The sequence below is a fragment of the Taibaiella chishuiensis genome (assembly GCF_003014535.1).
GTDB classification, from domain to species: Bacteria; Bacteroidota; Bacteroidia; order Chitinophagales; family Chitinophagaceae; genus Taibaiella; species Taibaiella chishuiensis.
On the sequence record NZ_PYGD01000001.1, the window covers coordinates 1276101 to 1297754 of the forward strand.

A 21654-nucleotide genomic window follows, 5' to 3' on the forward strand; every position below is an offset into this window, starting at 1 on the left:
TTGGGGAACTTATATTTTATGCCCCTGCTGCTACCGGCAGGGCTGTATAAAACAAAACGCCGGGCGACTGCAAGCAGGCGCCCGGCGCAGGGGATCATGTACGATTTAAAATAAAGTTTCCAGGTGCTTTTCCAGCTCGTATTCGGTCGTTATCAATACATCGCGGGGTTTGCTGCCGGCTGCCGGCCCTACAATGCCGGCTGCTTCCAGTTGATCCATAATACGGCCGGCCCGGTTATAGCCCAGGTTGAATTTACGCTGTAACATAGATGTGGAGCCACTTTGCGAGTTGACCACCAGGCGGGCGCATTCTTCAAACATCTTATCGCGTTTCGAGAGGTCGATCATTTCTTTCTCGGCACGTTCGTCTTCGGCGCCTTCGTATTCCGGCAGCTCAAAAGCGGTAGCATAACCTTTCTGGTTGCCGATAAACTCGACGATACGTTCTACTTCGGGCGTATCGACAAAGGCGCATTGCAGCCGCAGCAACTCGCTGCCATGCGATACCAGCATATCGCCGCGGCCGATCAACTGGTCGGCGCCACCGGCATCCAGGATGGTACGGCTGTCGACCTTGGCCGATACCTTAAAGGCCATACGCGCCGGGAAGTTGGCTTTGATAATACCCGTAATTACGTTAACCGAAGGACGCTGTGTAGCAATGATAATGTGGATACCTACAGCACGCGCCAGCTGTGCCAGGCGGGCGATCGGCATCTCCACCTCTTTACCCGCAGTCATGATCAGATCGGCAAACTCGTCGATAACCAGCACGATAAAAGGCAGGTACTTGTGCCCGTTATTGGGGTTCAGCCTGCGTTTAATAAACTTCTCGTTGTACTCTTTAATGTTACGGGCGCCGCCGTCCTTCAACAATTCATACCGGTTATCCATCTCGATACACAGCGCGTTAACGGTGTTTACCACCTTCTTGGTATCGGTAATGATGGGCTCCTCTTCGTTAGGCAACATGGCCAGGTAATGCTTTTCGATCAGCCGGTAAATGGATAGTTCCACCTTCTTCGGATCGACCATCACGAACTTCAGTTGCGAAGGATGTTTTTTATACAACAGCGAAACCAGGATGGCATTGATCCCTACCGATTTACCCTGGCCCGTGGCGCCGGCCATCAGCAGGTGGGGCATCGTGGCCAGGTCTACGATATAGTTTTCGTTATCGATCTTTTTACCCAGGGCAATGGGCAGGCTCATTTTGCTGTTCACAAACTTTTCGCTGGCCAGCAGGGTACGCATAGGTACCATCTGCTTATTGGTATTGGGCACTTCGATACCGATCGTACCCTTGCCCGGTATAGGCGCTATGATACGGATACCCAGCGCGGCCAGGTTCAGCGCGATGTCGTCCTCCAGGTTACGGATCTTCGATATACGTACGCCCTCGGCCGGTACGATCTCGTACAGGGTAACGGTAGGTCCTACCGTTGCGGTAATGCGCTGGATCTCGATACCGAAGCTGCGCAGGGTACTGATGATCTGGTTCTTGTTTTTTTCCAGCTCTTCGCGGTCCAGCGAAATAGCGCCCTGTTCCGTTTCGTCGAGCAGGTCGAGCGTGGGGAATTTATAATTGGGCAGGTCGAGCGAGGGGTCATAGGGTTCGCCGCTTTCCACGGTAATATGACTGCCATGCGCAGGTACTGCTGTTGGTTCTTCTACCGTCCTGATCTCGAAGTCGAGCATGCCATCGGTTGTGGCTTCTTCTTCTTCATAAACCTCTTCTTCGTAGGCTTCTTCTTCCCAGGGTTCTTCTTCCATTGCCGCCGGATCTTCGGCTACGGGCTCGTTGATCACCAGCTCGTCGGCCTGTGGCAACTCCAGGTGGATGCCCGGTTTGCCGGTAGCGGCGGGTTGGGATACCGGGGTTTCCGGTTCGCTGCGTTCCACGATGGTCATTTCCAGGTTGCTGCCGTCCCAGGGTTCTTCTTCCGGTTCTTCTTCCGTAACGAAGGGCTCTGCCATCCCGTTACGGTTCAGTTTGTTGTTGCTGCCGGTTACCATTGCCGCTTCTTCGTCCGTTTCGGACAGTACCGGCGCAGCTTCCATATCCTGCTTATCCAGGCGGAAGCCTTTAAACCGGTCGTTGTTATCGCTTGCGGTTTCGGCAGTTGGAGCATCGTCCATAGCGGCATCGCCGGTAGGATTAACCGCCGGCATGCGTGCCGGTATCAGCTTGCGCGCCCTTCGCAGCAGGGGTTTAATGTCCCACTGGAATACGATAAAGGCAAAGAAGCAAAACACCGTGATCAGCATAAATAAGCTACCGGCCTTGCCGGCAAAGCCATTGGTCCATTCGATCAAACCGTTGCCCAGTGCACCGCCCAGCGGGAAGGCCATTTGCGGGAAGGCGAAGGAGAACAGCGGGCATACGAATAAGAAACCCAGGGCCATCCACCGGATCCATTTAAAAATGGGGATCACGATGCGCCCGTATACGAGGTTTACGCCCCAGGCGCCCAGCCATATGGTAAACAGCAGCGAGGCGATACCTACGCCACGGTACACCAGTATATGTGCCGCGGCTGCACCCAGCCGGCCGCACCAGTTTTCTACCGGGGCCTTGTCATGAAAAAGAAAATTGAATAAACCCCGGGAGGAAAGCAGGTGGTGCTGATCCTGCTGCCAGGTAAAGCAATAACTGATTACCGACAGGGTAAAGAAACTGCCCAGTAACAGGCAGAGAAAACCGAGCGCCAGCCTGATATTCCGTTTCCTTGCTGCACTCATACTACTGTTCTGACCGGCATTGGATGCCTTTTTACCCGGGGAATTAGAAGCTGCCTTTTTGGTCTTTGTTGCTGCCATTTGTAATTAAACCTCTGTAATTTGTACTATAATATTAAACTAAAACACAAAAGTAATCTTTAATTCTTTCCCATATAGATTGAATTAATGTGGGTATTGATGCCGGTAATTCCGGCAAAAATCCCCGTACCTTTGCGTGCTTCCAGGTGCAAATGAAGGTTTTTTTACTGTTTGATTACTGTTAATTTCCTGAAGCAGCCTGGTAGCTACACCTGAGCATTACACAGCCCTTAAATTTTTAGCATTTTGGAGAAAAAGAAGGCAGGCGGCCTCTCGCTGCTGAAACGTATATTTTCCTATACCCGGCCTTACCGCACCCGGTTGTGGACCAGTATCGTGCTGGCGATCGTGCTGGCGGTGCTGGCTCCCGTACGCCCTTACCTGATCCAGCTTTCGGTCGACCACTATATTTCCAATAAGTTATTGCAGGGGCTCATTACCATTACGGTCATCCAACTGGGTATCCTGTTGCTCGAAAGCGTGCTGCGCTTTGTATTTATGTATACCACCAACTGGCTGGGCCAAACGGTAGTCAACGATATCCGGCAAAATGTATTTAAGAAGATCGTGCACCAGCAGCTTTCCTTTTTCGACAATACGCCCATCGGTACGCTTACCACGCGTACGGTAAACGATATCGAGGCCATCAACGATATCTTCTCCGAAGGCCTGATCTCGATCATTGCCGATGTGCTTACCATTATCGCTATTATGGTGATCATGCTCTATACCGACTGGCGGCTTACCCTGGTATCGCTGTCCGTGTTCCCCGTGCTGATCCTGGCTACCTATTTCTTTAAAGAGAGCGTTAATAAATCGTTTCACCAGGTAAGGAATGCCGTGGCGCGCCTCAACGCGTTTGTACAGGAACACATTACCGGTATGTACGTGGTACAGTCGTTTGCCGCCGAAGACCGCGAGATCGCAAAGTTTACTGAGATCAATAAAGATCACCGCAACGCCAATATCAAAGCCATTTTCGCTTATTCCGTTTTCTTCCCCATTGTAGAGATCATCCTGGCTATTGCTATGGGCCTGCTGGTATGGTATGGCGCCTCGCGTATGCTCGATTATAAAGTTACCCAGGGTGTCATCATCGCCTTTATCATGTACCTCAACCTGTTGTTCCGGCCGCTGCGTATGCTCGCCGATAAGTTCAACACCCTGCAGATGGGCCTGGTGGCAGGCGAGCGCGTGCTTGGGGTGCTCGATAGCGAAGAGTACCTGCACAACAACGGCACCTATGTGCCCGCGGAAGTAAAGGGTAAGGTAACATTTGAGCAGGTAGCTTTCGAGTATAAAAAAGATGTACCGGTACTGCGGGGCATCTCCTTCGAAGCCCGTGCCGGCGATACCGTAGCCCTGGTAGGGCATACGGGCGCGGGTAAAACTTCGATCATCAGTATCCTGAACCGCCTGTACGAGATCAAATCGGGCCGTATCCTGATCGACGATAAACCACTGGAGGAGTACGATATCCATGCCCTGCGCAGGCATATCGGTATCGTGCTGCAGGATGTATTCCTGTTTTCAGGTACGATCTACGAAAACATCACCATGCGCAACCACGATATACCGCTGGAGCGGGTTATGGAGGTCTGCCGCCTGCTGGGTATCCACGATTTCATTATGCGCCTGCCCGGTCATTACGAGTTCAACGTGATGGAGCGGGGCAATATGCTGTCGCAGGGACAGCGGCAATTGCTTTCCTTTGCCCGTGCCCTGTTGTACAATCCTTCTATACTCATCCTCGACGAAGCCACGGCCTCGGTCGATACCGAATCGGAGATCCTGATCCAGCAGGCAATCGAAAAACTGATCCAGGGCCGCACCGCCATCGTGATCGCGCACCGCCTGTCTACCATCCGTAAGGCCAACCAGATCATCGTCCTGGACAAAGGGCATATCGTGGAGCAGGGCGCGCACGACGAGTTGCTGCAGCTCAAAGGCATCTATCAAAAGATGTATACCGCTGCCATGTCTTCCGAACAGCAGATGGCCTGATTATAAAGAACAGTTAATTTTATACGTCAATTTTTGCATTATTTTTCACTATCCTTTAACGGTTTGGGCAAGATTCCTCTATATTTGGAATCTAACAAAACCTTGAAATGAAAAGATACCTTTTGTCCGCTTTGCTGATTGCGTCTGCAGTCGGGGCAAATGCCCAGCAGTGGTTAGGCAACTATCCCTATGTGGCACAGGAAGTAAATAATGATCATTTAGGCTTTTTTGCAGAATTGGGCGTAAACTCCAGCAGCGGGTTTGTAGACCGGCAGGGCTATTCGGCCACCGCCAAAGGCGCGCTCAGCATGGTACCCAAAGCAGGCGTATATTACCAGAAAGGTTTTGGCGAACGTTTCTCTATCCGCGGTTCTATCGCTTTCGGCAGGGCCTCCTTTGCCTACAAATATGCGCCCGCTTACGACAGTATGGGCGCCGACCAGAACGCCTATGCCACCAAGAAGGCGAAATACCAGACCATCAAACATCCTACCGCCTTTGTACAGCCCCAGATCGACCTGGGATACCTGTTCGGACCGATTAAGAAAATGTATATGATCGAACTCCGCGCCGGCGTAGGTATGCCCATGTACCTGGGTAAATCGGACGACTCTGCTTCGGTGGCGGCGAAGGGCCTTATCCGCTACAAGGGCGATAATGCGGGTAACCTGGAGTACTTTTCGACCGAAACCGGCCACTACGGCAAACCCGGCACCTGGGGCATCCTCGTCGCTGATGTTTATGTAGGATTGCGCTGGAAAAATACCAATAGCCCCCTGCTTAACCGTTCCGGCCTGGGCATACAGGCAACACTGCCCCTGAGCATTACCAATGCCGGTTATTCGCAGATCGAATATAAAGAGCGGTTCCTGTACTACTATATCGGTGTCGACAAAGTCAATATGGGGCTGTTCTCCTTCGGTATACGTTATAGCTATAATTTCCTGTAGCGGGGGTATGTTAAAATGCCGCTATCGCAAATGAGCGGAATTATAAAATGCTTACCTTTGAGATATGATGTTGAGATTCGTTCTTTTCCTGCTGATAATATTCCTGCTCATCCGTTTTATGATGCGTTTTCTCCTGCCCGTGTTTAAGATCACGCGGATGACGCACCAGAAGATGAACGAGATGAAAAAACAAATGGATCAAATGCAGCACAATACCGGCAAACGTTCCGGTAAGCATATTGACGGAGATTTTATCGAGTACGAGGAAATTAAATAAACTTCCCACCCGCGCATGATGGCGGGATATACAAAAGCCCGGACGTTGTATAACGTCCGGGCTTTTTCTATACAGGCAGGTTGCGGCTAGCGCAATACCATTTTATAATCATTGATCATGCGACGCATATTGATCAGGGCATACCGCATACGGCCCAGGGCAGTATTGATACTTACGCCGGTTATATCCGAGATCTCTTTAAAGCTCATTTCTCCGTAAATACGCATCACCACTACTTCCCGCTGCTCTTCCGGCAGGCGGTCTATAATCTGTTGCATCCCGGCCTCCGACTGGCGGCGGATCATCACTTCCTCGGCATGCTCCTCCTTAAGGGGAAGCAGCGAAAAGAAGTCGGTACCATCGGGCATCGTAACCTTTACCTGCTGTTTTACTCTTCTGAAATGATCGATACAGAGGTTATGCGCAATACGCAGCGCCCAGGGCAGGAATTTACCCTGTTCCGCATACTTGTCATTGCGGATACTGTTCACGATTTTCAGGAAGGTATCCTGGAACAGGTCTTCGGCAATGTACTTATCTTTTACCAGCAGGTAAATCGAAGTGTAAACATTGCTTTGATAGCGATGCACCAATTCTGTAATAGCGGATTCACTTCCTGTGCGGAACAGTTGAACTAATGCGTGGTCTGAATGTTGCTTCAGGCTATTTGTCATAAGAGATAAAATTCTACAAAGGTTTAAACAATGCGTGCACGTTGTGTGATTGCCGGTGCGAACTGGTTTAAAGTATAAAAATGTAGATTTTTCAGCCTATAAGCATTTGTAATTGAAGGGTGGCAAAAATAGTGTTTTCACAAAAAGAAAGTTAAAAAGGACTATTTATTTTTAAGAATTCTTTCTGTTAATAGATAGACGAACAAATAGGTAAGCCCGTTGGGTGGTCCGGGTTTTTTTTTGATAATTTTTCAGGAGTTGTTAAAAGGACACTCTTCTGCCGCAATCAGGGCTTACGCAGCGAGAAGTTGGCAATGATCGGGTAATGGTCTGATAGTCCGACGTTAAGCCTTTCGAAGCCCTCGGCTTTTAACGCCGTATCGTCGAAGAAAATGTAATCGATACGCAGGGTGGGGAATATGTGCTGGTAGGTGCGGCCTATGCCGGCGCCTTTGGCAATAAAAGCATCGGCCAGTTTACCTTTTACCCGGTCGTATACATACGATCCCGGTACGTCGTTAAAGTCGCCGCAGATAATAATCGGGTAATCCATTCGCCTTTTGAGCGAATCGATCTGGTTGGCCAGGTCGGCCCGGCGGGCCGATGCGGTATAAAGCTTGCGCAGTAAGGATTTGGATTTATTTTTCTCCTGGGCATCAACACCTTCCGACTTTACCTCCTGGATATAATCCATCTCCTTGCGGCCAAAGCCTACCGAGGTCAGGTGGGTTACATTCAGGCTCAGGGTATGGGTACTGTCGATCACGACTTCCACGCTCAGCATGTTGTAGTTTTGAAACAGCTCATGCCGTTGCTCGTTGCGGAGCGGGTATTTCGAAAATATGGCATGCCCGGTACAGATGGTATCGTTTTTGCCGGCATTGCTGGTAATTGTTCTTTTGCGGAGCTGGTTTTCCACCGAAAACTCTACAAAGGGATATCCCATCTGCTGCAGGATCGCGGTATAGGGTTCCGTTTCTTCATTCTTGTTCCAGTAAAACTCCTGCAGGCAAAGAATGTCGGGGCTCTCCTCCCGGATCAGTTTTATGATTTTAGCGCGCGATGTTTTGTCCTTGGTCCATTCGCCGAGGTCGAACATATGCACATTCCAGGTCATGATCTTCAGTCCGCCGGCATCGGGCGTTATTTTGTTGCTGCCGAAATAGTTGATCCCGGCCAGGGGTCTTACCACATTCCAGCACAGCAGCAGGGTAGCCAGCGAGAGCAGCGACCGCCATTTCTTACGGGAAAAAAGCCAGCTTATAACAAATATGATGTTGGCCAGCACGGCAAACAGGCAGGAGAAGCTGATCAGGCTCAGCAGGGTAGGTTTATGCGCAGGATCGTGGATCGAGGCCCACTTACACAGGAACAACCATACGATTACTCCTAAATTGAGTAACAGGTAAATGCTCCTGAGGATCTTTGAGAAAATTGCGGGCCGTTTCAAGATGTCGGTATAAAATAGGAATAAAGCCGGTGGGCTGTGGGCGATGCGGGCTTAACCTTCTTTGCTGGCGCGCATCAGCAGCTCTTTCTCTTCTGCAGTAAGCGAATCGTAGCCTTTCTGCGATATTTTATCGAGCAACATATCAACCGAGTCTGCAGTGGATACTTCCTTTTCCTGTTTTACCTGTTTTAAGGCCTGGTTCCTTCTTTTCTGGTGGTGTGCCGGGTTGAACTCTTTGGGGGTAACCCAGCCCTGCATGGTATTACCGGTATTGTATAACCAGAGACCGGGACGGTTGCCGGCACGCAGGGTGCGGATATAAATAAAACCGGTAATTGCGCCGGTTCCGGCCAGCACCAGCATGCCCGGGCTGTTCGGCGCAAAATTGAGACCATTGAGCAATAGGAAGATCACCAGCAAAACCCATAGCGGTATGGCCAGGTTCTCGCCCAGGTGGAAACGGAAGCCCGGCGCCAGGGTAATGGCGCCTATGGCAAAAGCCATAATACCGGGCAGCGCGCCAAGGTACATCAGGCCCTGGGTGGCCGGCCAGAAGGCCGATACGCCAATATAGGCCAGGCCGGATATGAGTGAAGAGATGATATATAAAGGTATGATTTCCTTATAGCCCACCAGGTTCTGGATCACCGAAGCAAAGCAATACATCCACAACATATTGCTGAGCAGGTTCCAGAAGGAAGTATGGCCCAGCAGGTACGTTGCCAGTATCCAGGGGCGGTGCATAAACACATCCCAGGATTGCAGCGCCACTTGCGGCAGTACAATATTGTGGAATACCGTTTTGGGCTCATCAGAGAGGACGAGGATAATAATGTTTACCGCATGCAGCAAAATAAACCCCATACCCAGCACCGCTACCAATTGCATAACCGCATTATGACTGTAATTGGACAGTAAACCCTCTTTTCTTCTTGTAAATTCTGTTTTCATAAAAACTATGCAATTCCGTAGCAAATTAACAATAAATCGGTAAAACGAAGCGGCAAACCTGTCTATTTAACGATTAGTTTTCGTGTACAGGTTGTATTTTCTGAAGCGGAGACAGCCCATTTTACTAATAATACAGCCACCCGGTGCTTTGGTTCAAATTTGTCATAAATAGCAGGATGGCCGGTTGGCGGCTTCTTTTGCTACGACAAGATAATGAAAAAACATCCATGTTAAAAATGTTTAAAATAATATGGGCTGCCGGGCGTAAAGCTTACTTTTATCCATATGCCGGACCCAAAAACGGCGTGCATATAAACCATCTAAAAATCTGAGGTTATGAAAAAAAGAAGCCTGCAGGCCAAACTGGCCCTCAACAAACAAACAGTAGTAACACTTACCGGTGAACAGGCCGAAACGGTTAAAGGCGGACAAAGCCTGGCCTGTATCCAGAGCCGGCTGAGAAGTTGTATCGCCAATTGTGCCAGTGTAGTTAATGCCTGTATTACCCAAACCGAATTCCAGACCTGCCGTTGCGTATAAGCAAGCCGGCTACCAACTGAGAGCGCCTTATGATCCGGTCATAAGGCGCTTTATTTATATTTTTTAAGATGTTTAATACCGGTTGATATTCCTGCCGGACATACTCCAGATTCTTAGCAGGATAAAGGCAAACAACATGCCGCCGAGATGCGCAAAGTGGGCAACATCATCGCCAGGGCTACCTTGCAAACCAAAGAACAGTTCAATGGCCGCATAAATTGCTACAAAGTATTTTGCCTTTAAGGGGAAGAGAAAATAAATATAGATCATCAGGTTGGGGAACAGGTAGCCGAACGCGAAAAGCAGGCCAAAGATGGCTCCTGAAGCACCTACCATAGGTATGTAAGGGTTAGGGGTGCCCAGAGACATAACACTCTGGTAGCAGATGGCTGCGCCGATACCACAAACAAAATAAAAGATAAGGAACCTTTTGGGGCCCATCACGTTTTCCAGGGTATTGCCAAACATCCACAAGGCAAACATGTTGAAAAAAATATGACTTAATCCAATGCCTACGCCGAACTGGGCATGCATGAACATATGAGTTACGAGTTGCCAAGGGCGGAAAAAGGGAGAACTCCAATGATATAAGGAAAGATTCTGGTAGAGAAAATTAGATATGGTAGCACCGGTAAAGTTTGAGGCGATATAAACCAGTACATTGATAATAATCAGATTCTTTACAACTGGGGGCAGGATCTGGAAGCCCCCGGGACGGTATTCATTCATGGACAAAATTGATTTTGGATACTAAGCTCGTCTAAGGAATTCAAAATTAAGGAAAACGAAGGTACAACGTTAGTCTGCACAAATTGTTGTATTGTTGCGGTGCCGTACGCCGGTCCTGACGGGGCCTGGGTACCGGCAACAGTAACCGAAACAACAGCATGAAAGCTTTTCTTCTCGCGGCGGGCCTGGGTACCCGGCTCAAACCCTTTACCGATCATCATCCCAAGGCCCTGGCGCCGGTGCACGGGCGTTCCCTGCTCGAGTGGAATATCCGTAACCTGCAACGGTTCTGCATTTTTGATATCGTGGTGAATGTGCATCATTTCGCAGACCAGATTATCGATGTGCTGGAACGCGAAAAAGGTTTCGGCAGCCGGGTGCAGGTATCCGACGAAAGCGATGCGGTACTGGAAACCGGGGGCGGGCTGAAAAAGGCGATGCCATTTTTTGAAGGCGCCGGCACCCTGCTGGTCATGAATGTCGATATCCTCAGCAACTTCGACCTGGACCGTATGCTGGAGCAGCACCGGCAAAGCGGCGCAGCGGTGACCCTGGCGGTGCAGCAACGCGAAACATCCCGGTATTTTTTATTCGATGAAACACGCCAGCTCCGGGGCTGGGAAAATATCAAAACCGGTGAACGCCGCATTCCCGGCGACTTCCAGGTTGCAGACCTCGGGCCTTATGCTTTTAGCGGTATCCAGCTCATGGAAGAAAGTTTCCTGCCGGGTATCCGCCAGGAAGGGAAGTTTTCGCTGGTCGATGTATACCTCGACCGTTGCGTTACGCAGAAAATTATAGCCTGGGATCATACCGGCGATGCCCTGCTCGATGTGGGCAAACCCGAAAGCCTGGAACGCGCCGCAACCCTATTTCCCGATACGATTCAATAATGCGATAAGCGCCCCGCCCGGGCAGCGGCATGACAGTATATATTATATGATGACCGAAAGACAATTATTTCAACAACACCTTGCGCCCACCTCGCCCGAGCCTATGGCTTTTCCTGTAAGCCGTGCGGCAGGCGCTATTTTATACGATGATGCGGATAATGCCTTTATCGACCTGATCGGTGGTATCAGCGTCTGCAATGTGGGGCATTGCCATCCCAGGGTGGTGGCTGCTATCCGGGAGCAGGCAGGGCAATACCTGCATGTCATGGTTTATGGCGAAGCCCTGCAGAGTCCGCAGGTGCAATATGCGCGCCTGCTGGCCGAACAACTGCCCGCTTCGCTGGATTGTGTCTATTTTACCAATTCGGGAGCCGAAGCCGTAGAGGGCGCCATGAAACTCGCCAAAAGGCTGACGAACCGTACCGAGATCATTGCTTGTCACAACAGCTATCACGGGTCTACGCAGGGGGCGCTGAGCCTGCTGGGCGACGAATATTTCCGTAATGCCTTCCGGCCTTTATTGCCCGATATCCGGCATGTACAACACAATAACTTTGAAAGCCTTGCGTTCATTACCGGGCGCACTGCCTGTATCGTGCTGGAAACAGTACAGGCCGAGGGTGGGGTACTGGCGCCGTCCTTATCGTGGATGGAGGCCCTGCGCCGGCGTTGCGACGAAACGGGTGCGCTATTGGTGCTCGATGAAATACAGGTTGGTTTTGGCCGTACCGGTACCTTGTGGGGCTTTGAACAATATGGCATCGTGCCCGACATTTTATTGCTGGGTAAGGCCCTGGGGGGCGGTATGCCGCTGGGGGCCTTTATTGCGTCCAACGGGAAGATGCAGGCCCTGGCCCATAACCCGGTACTGGGGCATATTACTACTTTTGGCGGGCATCCTGTAAGTTGTGCCGCCGGTAAAGCAGCGCTGGAAGTGATGCTGGAAGAGCGTTTGTGGCAGCAGGTGCCGGCCAAGGAGCAATTGTTCCTGTCGCTGTTGCAGCACCGGGCCATAAAGCAGGTGCGCAGCAAAGGGCTGATGATCGCGATAGAGCTGGACAGTTATGAAACGGTGTTGCAGGTAATCGGGGCGTGTACCCGGGGGCAGGCTGCCGACGGGGCGTATAAAGGGGTGTTTACCGACTGGTTCCTGTTTGCCGCCAACTGTATCCGTATCGTTCCGCCGCTTACGATTACCGAAGCCGAAATCACGAGCGCCTGCCGTATATTGCTACAGGCCATGGATCAGGTGGTTGCGTAAGCCTTTTCAAACAGATAACAATTTATTTAGAAAGATTTATTGCAAATCGCTAAACGATTATTCCGGTATGCAGTCTTAATAACAGGAACACAAGACAGTTTTTATTTAAAACTTTTAATTATGAAAAATTTCAGCAACCGGACAGGCGGATTTATTCCTGCTCTTATTCTTGCTGTAATGTTGATGATCGGCGTGGGTATACCCAAAACCTACGCTCAATATGGCGACGACCAATATGGAAGCTATAATGATCTGAGTTATCAGAACTTTTATGACGATCTCTCTCCTTACGGCCAATGGCTCAACGACCCGCAATACGGTTATGTATGGGCGCCTAATGTAGGCAGGGACTTCCGTCCTTATTATACAAATGGTTATTGGATGATGACCGAATATGGTAATATGTGGATGTCCAACTACAGCTGGGGCTGGGCGCCGTTCCACTACGGCCGCTGGACCTTAAGCAGCTATTACGGCTGGATCTGGATTCCGGGCAACGAATGGGGACCGGCATGGGTAAGCTGGCGCCAGGGCGGCGGTAACTACGGTTGGGCGCCCATGGGACCCGGCATCAGTATCAATATTTCTTTCGGATCGGGTTATTATGTACCGAACTCCTGGTGGACATTTATTCCTTACGGCAATATCTACGCCCGCAATTTCCAGCGTTATTACTCGCCCCGCCAGACGGTAAATATTATTAACAACACGACCATTATTAATAATACCTATGTCGATGCCCGTGCCCGCAGCACTTATGTGGCCGGTCCGCGCCGTACCGATGTAGAGGCCGTTACCCGCCAGCGTGTGAATGTATATGATGTAAACACGAGGAGCAGGGCCGGCAGCCCGAGTATAAGCGGCCGTACCGTTAGCGTATACCGCCCTTCTGTGCGGGAGAGCGCTACGCCGGCAAGGGGCCAGCAGCAGGTAACCCCGGCGCCCAGGCAGTTTAAAACACTGGACCGGTCGGTGGTAACCACACCCGGTGGTGCAAGGCAGCCCGACAATGGCAGCAGGTCGAATAGTAACAACAACGGCAGGTCGGGCCAGGTGCGCGAAAGCGGTGTGCAGCCCAATCGCCAGATACAGCAACCCGATGCTACACCGGTACGCAGCAGCAGGCAGGACCAGCAGAACAATACCCGTATCCAGCAGCAACAGCAGCAAGACGTGCAACGCAGCCAGCAGTTACAACAACAGCGGGCACAACAGGAGCAACAGCGTAACCTGCAATTGCAACAACAGCGCACACAGCAGGATCAACAACGTAACCTGCAATTGCAGCAGCAGCGGGCACAACAACAGGATATGCAACGCAGCCAGCAATTACAGCAGCAGCGCGACCAGCAACAGCAGCAGCAAAGAATGCAGCAACAGCAGGACATGCAGCGTAACCAACAGTTGCAGCAGCAGCAGCGTATGCAACAGCAGCAAATGGAGCAGCAACGTAACCAGCAGATGCAGATGCAACGGGCCCAACAGCAGCGCGATGTGCAAATGCAGCAACAGAGAAGTATACAACAGGCTCAGCCACAACGTGTTGAACGTTCTGCTCCCGTAGAGCGCTCCGCACCGGCAGGCGAACGTTCGATAAGAGGACGCTAATAAAAAAACAGCCTGTAAATGTTTTATTTTGAATGAGGTACTTCACAAAAAGTGCCTCATTCTTTTGTGAAGAAAGTCAAAAAAAATATTTTTAAAATGGCTTTGCTTTTCAAAAAGAATATTCTATCATTGTAACTCTTTTATAGAATTAATATTATCATTGCAGGGAAATTTAGCATTGCAATAGTTTTTTTACAGCAAAACACACTGTTTTTTTATTATGAAAAGAACACTATTAGGCTTGAGTTTGTTATGTGTCGGAACAGCGACCATCTTTTCGGCCTGTTCATCAAAAACCAAGGGTGTTTCGGATAAAACCGGATGGAACTACAACGACAGCCGCTTGGGTGGTTTTGATGTTACCAACTATCCCGGTCAGCAAACGGGACCTGGTTTAGTACCAATCGAGGGCGGACGCTTTACAATGGGACAGACTGAAGAGGATCTGACTTACGAAAGAAATAACATCCCACGTACCGTTACCGTTTCTTCTTTTTATATGGATGAGACAGAGGTGGCCAATGTTCACTATCGCGAATATATCTACTGGTTGCAACGTTCATATGGTGCTGACTATCCCGAGATCGTAGCTAAAGCACTGCCCGATAGTACGGCATGGCGTGAGTCGCTGTCTTACAACGAGCCGTATGTAAACTACTATTTCCGTCACGCTGCTTATAACAACTATCCCGTTGTGGGTGTGACCTGGTACCAGGCTAACGAATACTGTAAATGGCGCAGCGACAGGGTTAACGAAATGCTGCTGATCAAAAACGGTATGCTGAAGAAAAATGCCAACCAGGTAAATGAAGACGTTTTCAATTCTGAAACCTACTCAGCGGGTCAATACCTCGGAACTCCGGGTAAAGGCCAGCGGCGCGACCTGGATCCGAATGGTTCCGGACGTCGTAACGCCAGCTACTCTGATGGCGTGCTGCTGCCTGACTACCGCCTGCCTACCGAAGCAGAATGGGAATACGCTGCTTTAGGTTATATCGAAAATAATCCTGAACCCCGCACTAAACGCCGTCGTGGTGAAGAAGCGGTTACCGATCGTAAAGTTTACCCTTGGGGTGATGTGCGTAGTACCCGTTACCAGGGTCGTGGCGCTTCCCGTGGCGAATACATGGGTAACTACTCCCGTGGTGGTGGCGATAAAATGGGTGTTGCCGGTGGCCTGAACGATAATGCTGATATCCCTGGCCCGGTTTATTCCTACACGCCAAACGGTTTCGGTCTGTACAACATGGCCGGTAACGTAAGCGAGTGGGTGCTGGATGTTTACCGTCCTACTTCCCTGCAGGATGTAAACGGATTCCGCCCCTTCCGTGGTAATGAATTCCGCAAAAACAGTGTTGAAGCTGACTTTACCCTGACTGAAAAAGACAGCCTGGGTAACCTGACCAAACTCAATGTAGATAGCAATGACCTCGCTGGCCGTTACGACCACGACTACGAAAGCTACGATGCCCGTTCTGCCGGCGATGGCGACAGCACTTCCGGTTATGTATACGACTATGGTAAAACAACCCTGATCAACAACGACAGCCGCGTAATCAAAGGTGGTTCCTGGAACGACCGCGCTTACTGGATGTCTCCTGGTACACGCCGCTTCATGCAGGCCGGCCACACCAGCAAAACCGTAGGTTTCCGTTGTGTAATGGATCGCCTGGGTAGCCCTGGTTTCAACAACGATCCGGGTGGCAACCAATTCAGCCGACGCAAACGTAATAAAGGATAATATTAAAGTTATAACGAAGCCCCTTTCTGAAACAGGAAAGGGGCTTTTCGGTTTTAGGTGAATAATCCACATAATCTACTTGTCAATAATGAAAAGATTTAATGTCCGGGCTTATGGTATATGGCTGAACGAGTCCGGAGAAGTACTGGTAAGCGACGAAAAAATAAAAGGCCAGCGGATCATCAAATTTCCCGGCGGCGGCCTGGAATTGGGCGAAGGGCTGATCGACGGTCTGAAGCGCGAATGGAAGGAAGAGCTGAGCATCGCAGTGGCTATCAGCGAGCATTTTTATACCACCGATTTTTTTCAACCTTCTGCATGGGACGATTCGCAGGTGATAAGTGTCTATTATAAAGTGCAACCCCTGGAGTACATTCCTATCCCCTATTACAACGGCAGCGAGCACTTTTATTTTGTACCGGTAGATGCGGCACTGGAGTCGCTGCTCAGTCTGCCGATCGATAAAGTGGTTGCCCGGAAATTACTTTAACTTTGTAAATAATATAAGCCGGTGTGCCTGCAAGGGCAGGCCGGTATAGGCGGTTATACTAAACGGATAAGGAATTACGTTAATGCCTTTATTGGAAAGATCATGAGTAGATTTTTTAAAACCTGGATGCTGGTGTTACTGGTCAGCATCCCCGCTGCACTTTACGCCCAGTTGCTGCCGCCCGACAGGCCCGAGCAGGATGCCTGCGGCGCGCTTAGCCTTTGCGGCAATAGCTTTACCACGCCTTACGGTTACCAGGGTATCGGTAACAAATCGGATTTGCCCAATACGCCCTGTGCTTCGGGCGAAGCCAACTCCATGTGGCTAAAGCTGAAAGTAACCGCACCCGGGATAATCGTTTTTACCATTACGCCGGCAGTAGTTACAGACGATTACGATTTTGCAATAGTCAATGCGACCAACCAGGATTGTAACAACCTGGGAACAGGCCCCCTTAGTGTAATCCGTTGTAACTTCAACAACAACTCCCCGGTAACCAATAACGGGGTGGTGGGCCTTAACCTTACCTCCAATGCACTTACGGTAACCAGTGGCGCCAATAACCAGCACTTCCTGCGCAGGATCGATGCCAGCGCCGGCGACACCTACCTGATCATGATCAATAACTTTGGCGGTGCAGGCGGTCCGAGTTCGGGCTTTACCATCGACTTTACGGGATCTACGGCTACGTTCGATAACGGGCCCAGCCCGCGGTTGGTAAGTCTTACCCAAACCTGCAACACCAAAAACGAAGTGCTGATACAGCTTTCGGAAGAGGTAAAATGTAACTCGATCGCTCCCAATGGCAGCGACTTTATGCTGGTACCCGGGGGCACCATAGCCGGTGCATCGGGTATTAATTGTAATGCCTCCAACCAGGGATATACCGACAAAATCAGGGTTACCTTTTCGCCTGCACTGGCGCCGGGCAACTATAGGCTGCGTGCCAAGACGGGTACCGATGGCAATACCCTGCTCGATCTTTGTAATAACCAGCTGGCCTTACCCGATTCGCTCACCTTCAGGGTGTATAACCTGGATACGACCGTTACCCGTACCATATGCCCGGCCCAGTTGCCTTATACCTGGAACGGTATCGTGGTTACCGCGGGCGGCAACAATGTGGCCCAGTTTCATAAAACAAGCGTAATAGGCGGCTGCGACTCTTTAACGCGGCTCAACCTGGTTGTAACCAATGTGATTACCGCTACGGTGAACCGCCGCATCTGTCCTTTCCAGATGCCTTATACCTGGAACGGCATCGTGGTCACTACTCCGGGGCCGGCAGCTGCGGTATACAATACCGTCAATGCCGCCGGTTGCGATTCGGTAGCTACGCTCAATCTCTCCGTACAGGTTGCGGCCAACCAGTCGCTGACGATGTCGGGTTGCGGCAAAGTCGTGATCAGGGGTAATACCTATACCCAATCCCAGATCGTAAAAGACACGATTGTCAGCAGCATTGGTTGCGACAGCCTCTACCGTACCATTAATGTGGTGGTGCACCCGGTTAACCCGACCACGATCGTAAAAGATACGGCGGGTTGCGGCAAAGTCGTATTTAACGGGGTTACCTATACGCAGAGCATAACCCTGCGCGATACCGTATCGAACCAGTTCGGCTGCGACAGTATCTACCATATCGTGCATATCATCGTATATCCCAACGAGCCGGCCAGGGTAACGAACAATGTGGGTGATTGCGATGTGGTTTCGTTTGAGGGCAATAAATACCTGAATGATACCACGCTGGTCGATACCTTCCGTAACTGGCTGGGTTGCGACAGCCTGGTACGCACCACGGTGATCTATGTAGAGCGGTTTAAAATGAAGATAACGGCCGATCCGCCGCAGCCGGTAAAAGGAGATTATGTCCTGTTTACGACCGAAGCCAATGTGTCCGGTTACCGGGTTAATGCCTGGTTCCCTCCCGATTTTTTCAACAACCAGTTTGCCCTCAGCAACAGTACCCTGCTGCCCAGGTCGGATACGGTTAAAGTAGTGGGGCAAAGCCCGCTGGGTTGTGTGGATACGGCCATCCTGTATATCAAGGCCGATTCGCTGATACCGGTGGTGATTATGCCCAACGCCTTCTCGCCCAACGGGGATGGATTGAACGATGTATTCGAACCTAAGTTTGTAAACAAAAGCGGGTATGTCGTGAAATTCTTCCGGGTATTTAACCGCTGGGGACAATTGGTCTACAAAGCCGAAGGAACGCGCAGGGCAGCCTGGGACGGCTATTATTACAACAAGGACCAGAAGGCAGATGCCGATACCTACTACTACATCGTTTCGGTCGAATTTATAGATGGTACCAAGGAGACGATCAAGGGTGATGTGGTCCTGCTCCGGTAGCAGCCTCGAAGTAATGTAAAAAGCCCCTGTTCGTATGGAACAGGGGCTTTGTTTTGCACTTCGTATCAGGGAAAAATATAAATACAGGCAAGGGTCAAAAGCAGCGCCAGGTAAAGCAGGTAGCCGGCGCAAACGGCGCGCCAGTAAGGATACCATTTTTTACGGTTGCCACAGGCAAGCAGCCTGGCCGAAATAAAAGCCTGTATAAAAAAGAGCTGCACGACAAACGGAAATACAAGGGCCAGCAGGATGTATCTTTTCTTCAGGGCTGTCGCGGGCAGGAACAGGGACCGGTACTGTGCGGCAAGCTGTTGTTCTTCTGCCGTTGTTATCCTGCGCTGATCCCACAACCACTGGACGTGTAACCTGAGGGAAGACTCCAGGCGCTCGTTTTGCAGGAGTGCATAAAGCTGCCGGTTACTTATCTGCTGCATCAGGGTTGTACTTTCAGCTTCATACCCGGTTGTATCTTTTTGGCAGAGGAGAGTTTATTCCATTTCTGCAGTTGCGATACGGTAATATCGTACCGCTCCGCGATACCAAAGGCCGTTTCCCCTCTTTTTACCGTATGGCTTTTGGCTTTGGCTTTTGCTTTGGGTTGCTCTTTATGTTTGTCTTTACCTTTAGCAATGGCCTCCCTGCTGTTCCTGCGGCTGGGCTCGGGTTTGGGCTGGGCGGCGCGTGCAGCCTTTCTTGCCGGCACGGTAGCTACTTCATCGTCGCCGGCATAGTCAGTAGCTGCAGCTGGTGTACCGCTTTGCTGCGGGCTAAAGTGTTCTTTGCGGTCGGCATATACCGAGCGGTCCATATGCGCTTTCAGTTTTTCGAGCGCCGTCATTTTACTTTCGTCGGCTTTCTTTTTCTGGCTGCGTTCGTTGGCAATGGTTTCTTCAACCGGAGTTTCGTCGGCGATGTTTACTTTCTTCTGCGTACGGTTCGCTACTGTTTTTTCCAGCGGTGCGGCAGTCTCTTCTTCATGCACTTCCATCTCGGCGGCGGTAGGCGTGGCTTTCCGGTTTGTCGGCACATAAGCATTGTCAGTTGCGGCAGCAGGCGCTTTAGCGGCATACACAGGGCTGGTAGGACTGGTCGCCCTGGCCCGGCCTGCGGTATATACTTCCGGTTTGTTGTCCGACTCGCCCTGCAGGCTTAATACGGTGCCTTTGGCCGGTTCTTCACCTTTGTCGAGATGGTTATAAAGCCGCAGCTGGGCCAGTTGTACGCCTTCCTGCTGGCTGATCTGGGACAAGGTCTCGCCGTCTTTTACGATATGGCTGGCCTGGTTGCCGGACTTCGATTTACGTTCCAGGTAGATAAACATATCCGCTTCGAGCGGTGCATCGCTAAGGTCGTTCAGTTCCAGGATCTTGGCGTACCGGATCTTATTTTTAATGGCATACTCGAGCAGCATATCGCCTTTGCGGGCGTAGAAGCCGCGTTTGCCGTTTTTAGCGGTGCTAACATAATAATCTTTCACACCGCTTTCGCGCGCCTGTGGCGCTGCTGCAGCCATCATCGGTTCTTCATCGTCGCCGGTATCGGCCGCTGCGGTGCTTCCGGTGGTATAGCTTTCCTGGGGTATATGCTCCCCGGCGGGCGCACGGCGGGCCAGGCCCTGCTGGCCCGATGCATCGGCATAGAATACGGGTGTTTCTTCCTGCACATTGATACCGGCATAGGTATACTCCTGCAGTTTAAAATCTTCGATGGTCTTTATAATCCTTTTGGCATACTGGGGATTGGTAGCATACCCGCAGCGTTTGAGACCGTAGGCCCAGGCTGCATAGTCGGTAGGGGAAAGCTGGAACAGCGTACTGTACCGCTTGTTGTTTTTAAGGAAATCGGAATGATCCTTGTAAGAGGCGAGCGCCGATTCATACTTACGGAAACATTCATCCTTGGCATCGTCGGTGTAGCTATAGGTATCACCGGTCCAGGTGTTCTTGCATTTAATGCCGAAGTGGTTGCTGGCGTTAACGCAGAGTTCGCTGCCACCTGCCGCGGTTTCGAATATGCCCTGGGCCAGCTTGATCGCTGCCGGCACACCCGTTCGTTTTTGTTCGGCTATAGCTACATCCTTATAGCGCGCGATATAGTCCAGCACCTGCTCATTGTATGATTTCTGAGCGAAGCCTGTCCAGGCGGTGGCGCTAAAGGCAAGCAGTAAAAGAAATTTACGCATCATGTTTGTACAATTTTATTTGCGACCTTCCCATGAAGCAGGAGCGATCTTTCCGTAGGTTTAAAATGGAAAATGGATTACTTCTTCCGGATCAGCATCAGGCCGTCGCGGATGGGCATCAGTACCTGTTCCACGCGGTCGTCGGCCGCCACTTTGATATTGAATTCGTGGATGGCGCGGGCGCTGTTGCTTTGCTGGTCTACCGGCAGGATCACCTCGCCATGGAACAGCGTATTGTCGGCCAGGATATAACCGCCCGAAGGGATCCTGTCGATCAGCAGGTCGAAGTACAGGCTGTAGTTCCTTTTATCGGCATCGATAAATGCGAGATCGAAATCGCCTTCGATAGCCGGGATCACTTTGGCGGCCTCGCCGATATGTTGTTTGATCTTATGCTCCTGGCCCGCCTCTTTCCAGTAGCCTTCGCGCATGGCCTGCAGGTCGGGATCTATATCGATGGTATGAAGCTGCCCGCCTTCGGCCAGGCCTTTAGCCAGGCAAATGGCCGAGTAGCCGGTATAGGTGCCCAGCTCCAGTACCTGTTTGGGCGCGATCATCTGGCTGATCATCTGCAGGACCATGCCCTGCAAATGTCCCGAGATCATTTGAGCGCCCCGTACATGGGCATAGGTTTCCTTGTTCAATGCGGCAAGCACTGCATCTTCGGGGCTGGTGTACTGCTCCGAATAGGAGTTGATGGGATCCGGTGTGATAATGTGCTGCATA

18 protein-coding genes are annotated in these 21654 nt (G+C 50.8%); 10 read left to right on the forward strand and 8 right to left on the reverse strand.

Annotated features, from left to right (window positions below; genetic code table 11):
* Positions 1–105: 105 nt before the first annotated feature.
* A complete protein-coding gene (locus B0I18_RS05430; RefSeq protein ID WP_245882052.1) occupies positions 106–2820 on the reverse strand; it encodes an FtsK/SpoIIIE family DNA translocase in 2715 nt (904 codons plus the stop codon).
* A 246-nt stretch (positions 2821–3066) separates the two neighbouring features.
* Between B0I18_RS05430 and B0I18_RS05435 the strand changes: the two genes are divergently transcribed.
* From B0I18_RS05435 to B0I18_RS05445, 3 genes are all read left to right on the forward strand, one after another.
* Complete coding sequence (locus tag B0I18_RS05435) at positions 3067–4824, forward strand: ABC transporter ATP-binding protein (RefSeq protein ID WP_245882053.1); 1758 nt, start codon at positions 3067–3069, stop codon at positions 4822–4824.
* A gap of 107 nt (positions 4825–4931) precedes the next feature.
* Positions 4932–5774 (forward strand): hypothetical protein, encoded by an 843-nt coding sequence (locus B0I18_RS05440; protein WP_106521618.1) that lies wholly within the window; start codon positions 4932–4934, stop codon positions 5772–5774.
* Positions 5775–5838: 64 nt separating this feature from the next.
* On the forward strand, positions 5839–6051 hold the full coding sequence (locus tag B0I18_RS05445) for a hypothetical protein (protein WP_106521619.1): 213 nt from the start codon (positions 5839–5841) through the stop codon (positions 6049–6051).
* Positions 6052–6137: 86 nt separating this feature from the next.
* On the opposite strand, the gene B0I18_RS05450 is transcribed toward B0I18_RS05445, so the two are convergent.
* From B0I18_RS05450 to B0I18_RS05460, 3 genes are all read right to left on the reverse strand, one after another.
* Positions 6138–6725, reverse strand: coding sequence for an RNA polymerase sigma factor (locus B0I18_RS05450; RefSeq protein ID WP_106521620.1), 588 nt, complete (start codon positions 6723–6725; stop codon positions 6138–6140).
* A 286-nt stretch (positions 6726–7011) separates the two neighbouring features.
* On the reverse strand, positions 7012–8175 hold the full coding sequence (locus B0I18_RS05455; protein ID WP_146146659.1) for an endonuclease/exonuclease/phosphatase family protein: 1164 nt from the start codon (positions 8173–8175) through the stop codon (positions 7012–7014).
* Between the two features lie 51 nt (positions 8176–8226).
* Positions 8227–9126: a rhomboid family intramembrane serine protease gene (locus B0I18_RS05460; RefSeq protein WP_106521622.1), complete on the reverse strand. Its 900-nt coding sequence runs from the start codon at positions 9124–9126 to the stop codon at positions 8227–8229.
* Positions 9127–9462: 336 nt separating this feature from the next.
* On the opposite strand from B0I18_RS05460, the gene B0I18_RS05465 reads away from it, so the two are divergent.
* Entirely contained in the window at positions 9463–9666 is a 204-nt protein-coding gene (locus tag B0I18_RS05465) for a class I lanthipeptide (protein ID WP_106521623.1), read from the forward strand.
* A gap of 72 nt (positions 9667–9738) precedes the next feature.
* Here the strand turns inward: B0I18_RS05465 and B0I18_RS05470 are convergent, their stop codons facing one another.
* On the reverse strand, positions 9739–10395 hold the full coding sequence (locus tag B0I18_RS05470) for a rhomboid family intramembrane serine protease (protein ID WP_219905905.1): 657 nt from the start codon (positions 10393–10395) through the stop codon (positions 9739–9741).
* Between the two features lie 158 nt (positions 10396–10553).
* On the opposite strand from B0I18_RS05470, the gene B0I18_RS05475 reads away from it, so the two are divergent.
* The 6 genes from B0I18_RS05475 (at position 10554) to B0I18_RS05500 (ending at position 18746) form a co-directional block, all read left to right on the forward strand.
* Positions 10554–11288: an NTP transferase domain-containing protein gene (locus tag B0I18_RS05475; protein WP_106521624.1), complete on the forward strand. Its 735-nt coding sequence runs from the start codon at positions 10554–10556 to the stop codon at positions 11286–11288.
* Between the two features lie 46 nt (positions 11289–11334).
* Positions 11335–12549: an aspartate aminotransferase family protein gene (locus tag B0I18_RS05480; protein ID WP_245882054.1), complete on the forward strand. Its 1215-nt coding sequence runs from the start codon at positions 11335–11337 to the stop codon at positions 12547–12549.
* A gap of 120 nt (positions 12550–12669) precedes the next feature.
* Positions 12670–14157, forward strand: a complete 1488-nt coding sequence (locus B0I18_RS05485; protein ID WP_106521626.1) for a DUF6600 domain-containing protein — start codon at positions 12670–12672, stop codon at positions 14155–14157.
* Between the two features lie 220 nt (positions 14158–14377).
* A complete protein-coding gene (locus B0I18_RS05490) occupies positions 14378–15898 on the forward strand; it encodes an SUMF1/EgtB/PvdO family nonheme iron enzyme (protein WP_106521627.1) in 1521 nt (506 codons plus the stop codon).
* Between the two features lie 88 nt (positions 15899–15986).
* A complete protein-coding gene (locus tag B0I18_RS05495; RefSeq protein ID WP_106521628.1) occupies positions 15987–16388 on the forward strand; it encodes an NUDIX domain-containing protein in 402 nt (133 codons plus the stop codon).
* A gap of 102 nt (positions 16389–16490) precedes the next feature.
* Positions 16491–18746: a T9SS type B sorting domain-containing protein gene (locus B0I18_RS05500; RefSeq protein WP_146146660.1), complete on the forward strand. Its 2256-nt coding sequence runs from the start codon at positions 16491–16493 to the stop codon at positions 18744–18746.
* A 65-nt stretch (positions 18747–18811) separates the two neighbouring features.
* Here B0I18_RS05500 and B0I18_RS05505 read toward each other — a convergent pair whose 3' ends face one another.
* The 3 genes from B0I18_RS05505 to B0I18_RS05515 form a co-directional block, all read right to left on the reverse strand.
* Positions 18812–19180 carry a hypothetical protein gene (locus tag B0I18_RS05505; protein WP_106521630.1) on the reverse strand — a complete coding sequence of 123 codons (369 nt, stop codon included), beginning with the start codon at positions 19178–19180 and terminating at the stop codon, positions 18812–18814.
* Complete coding sequence (locus B0I18_RS05510; RefSeq protein ID WP_106521631.1) at positions 19180–20931, reverse strand: glucosaminidase domain-containing protein; 1752 nt, start codon at positions 20929–20931, stop codon at positions 19180–19182. Before B0I18_RS05510 ends, B0I18_RS05505 begins: the two co-directional genes overlap by 1 nt.
* 74 nt (positions 20932–21005) lie before the next feature.
* Entirely contained in the window at positions 21006–21653 is a 648-nt protein-coding gene (locus B0I18_RS05515; protein ID WP_106521632.1) for an O-methyltransferase, read from the reverse strand.
* Between the last annotated feature and the right edge of the window lies 1 nt (position 21654).

Coding starts and splice junctions, on each gene's coding strand:
- B0I18_RS05430 (WP_245882052.1), bottom strand. CDS start 2,820: ATGGCAGCAACAAAGACCAAAAAGGCAGCTTCTAATTCCCCGGGTAAA.
- B0I18_RS05440 (WP_106521618.1), top strand. CDS start 4,932: ATGAAAAGATACCTTTTGTCCGCTTTGCTGATTGCGTCTGCAGTCGGG.
- B0I18_RS05445 (WP_106521619.1), top strand. CDS start 5,839: ATGATGTTGAGATTCGTTCTTTTCCTGCTGATAATATTCCTGCTCATC.
- B0I18_RS05450 (WP_106521620.1), bottom strand. CDS start 6,725: ATGACAAATAGCCTGAAGCAACATTCAGACCACGCATTAGTTCAACTG.
- B0I18_RS05460 (WP_106521622.1), bottom strand. CDS start 9,126: ATGAAAACAGAATTTACAAGAAGAAAAGAGGGTTTACTGTCCAATTAC.
- B0I18_RS05465 (WP_106521623.1), top strand. CDS start 9,463: ATGAAAAAAAGAAGCCTGCAGGCCAAACTGGCCCTCAACAAACAAACA.
- B0I18_RS05470 (WP_219905905.1), bottom strand. CDS start 10,395: ATGAATGAATACCGTCCCGGGGGCTTCCAGATCCTGCCCCCAGTTGTA.
- B0I18_RS05475 (WP_106521624.1), top strand. CDS start 10,554: ATGAAAGCTTTTCTTCTCGCGGCGGGCCTGGGTACCCGGCTCAAACCC.
- B0I18_RS05480 (WP_245882054.1), top strand. CDS start 11,335: ATGATGACCGAAAGACAATTATTTCAACAACACCTTGCGCCCACCTCG.
- B0I18_RS05485 (WP_106521626.1), top strand. CDS start 12,670: ATGAAAAATTTCAGCAACCGGACAGGCGGATTTATTCCTGCTCTTATT.
- B0I18_RS05490 (WP_106521627.1), top strand. CDS start 14,378: ATGAAAAGAACACTATTAGGCTTGAGTTTGTTATGTGTCGGAACAGCG.
- B0I18_RS05495 (WP_106521628.1), top strand. CDS start 15,987: ATGAAAAGATTTAATGTCCGGGCTTATGGTATATGGCTGAACGAGTCC.
- B0I18_RS05500 (WP_146146660.1), top strand. CDS start 16,491: ATGAGTAGATTTTTTAAAACCTGGATGCTGGTGTTACTGGTCAGCATC.
- B0I18_RS05505 (WP_106521630.1), bottom strand. CDS start 19,180: ATGCAGCAGATAAGTAACCGGCAGCTTTATGCACTCCTGCAAAACGAG.
- B0I18_RS05510 (WP_106521631.1), bottom strand. CDS start 20,931: ATGATGCGTAAATTTCTTTTACTGCTTGCCTTTAGCGCCACCGCCTGG.
- B0I18_RS05515 (WP_106521632.1), bottom strand. CDS start 21,653: ATGCAGCACATTATCACACCGGATCCCATCAACTCCTATTCGGAGCAG.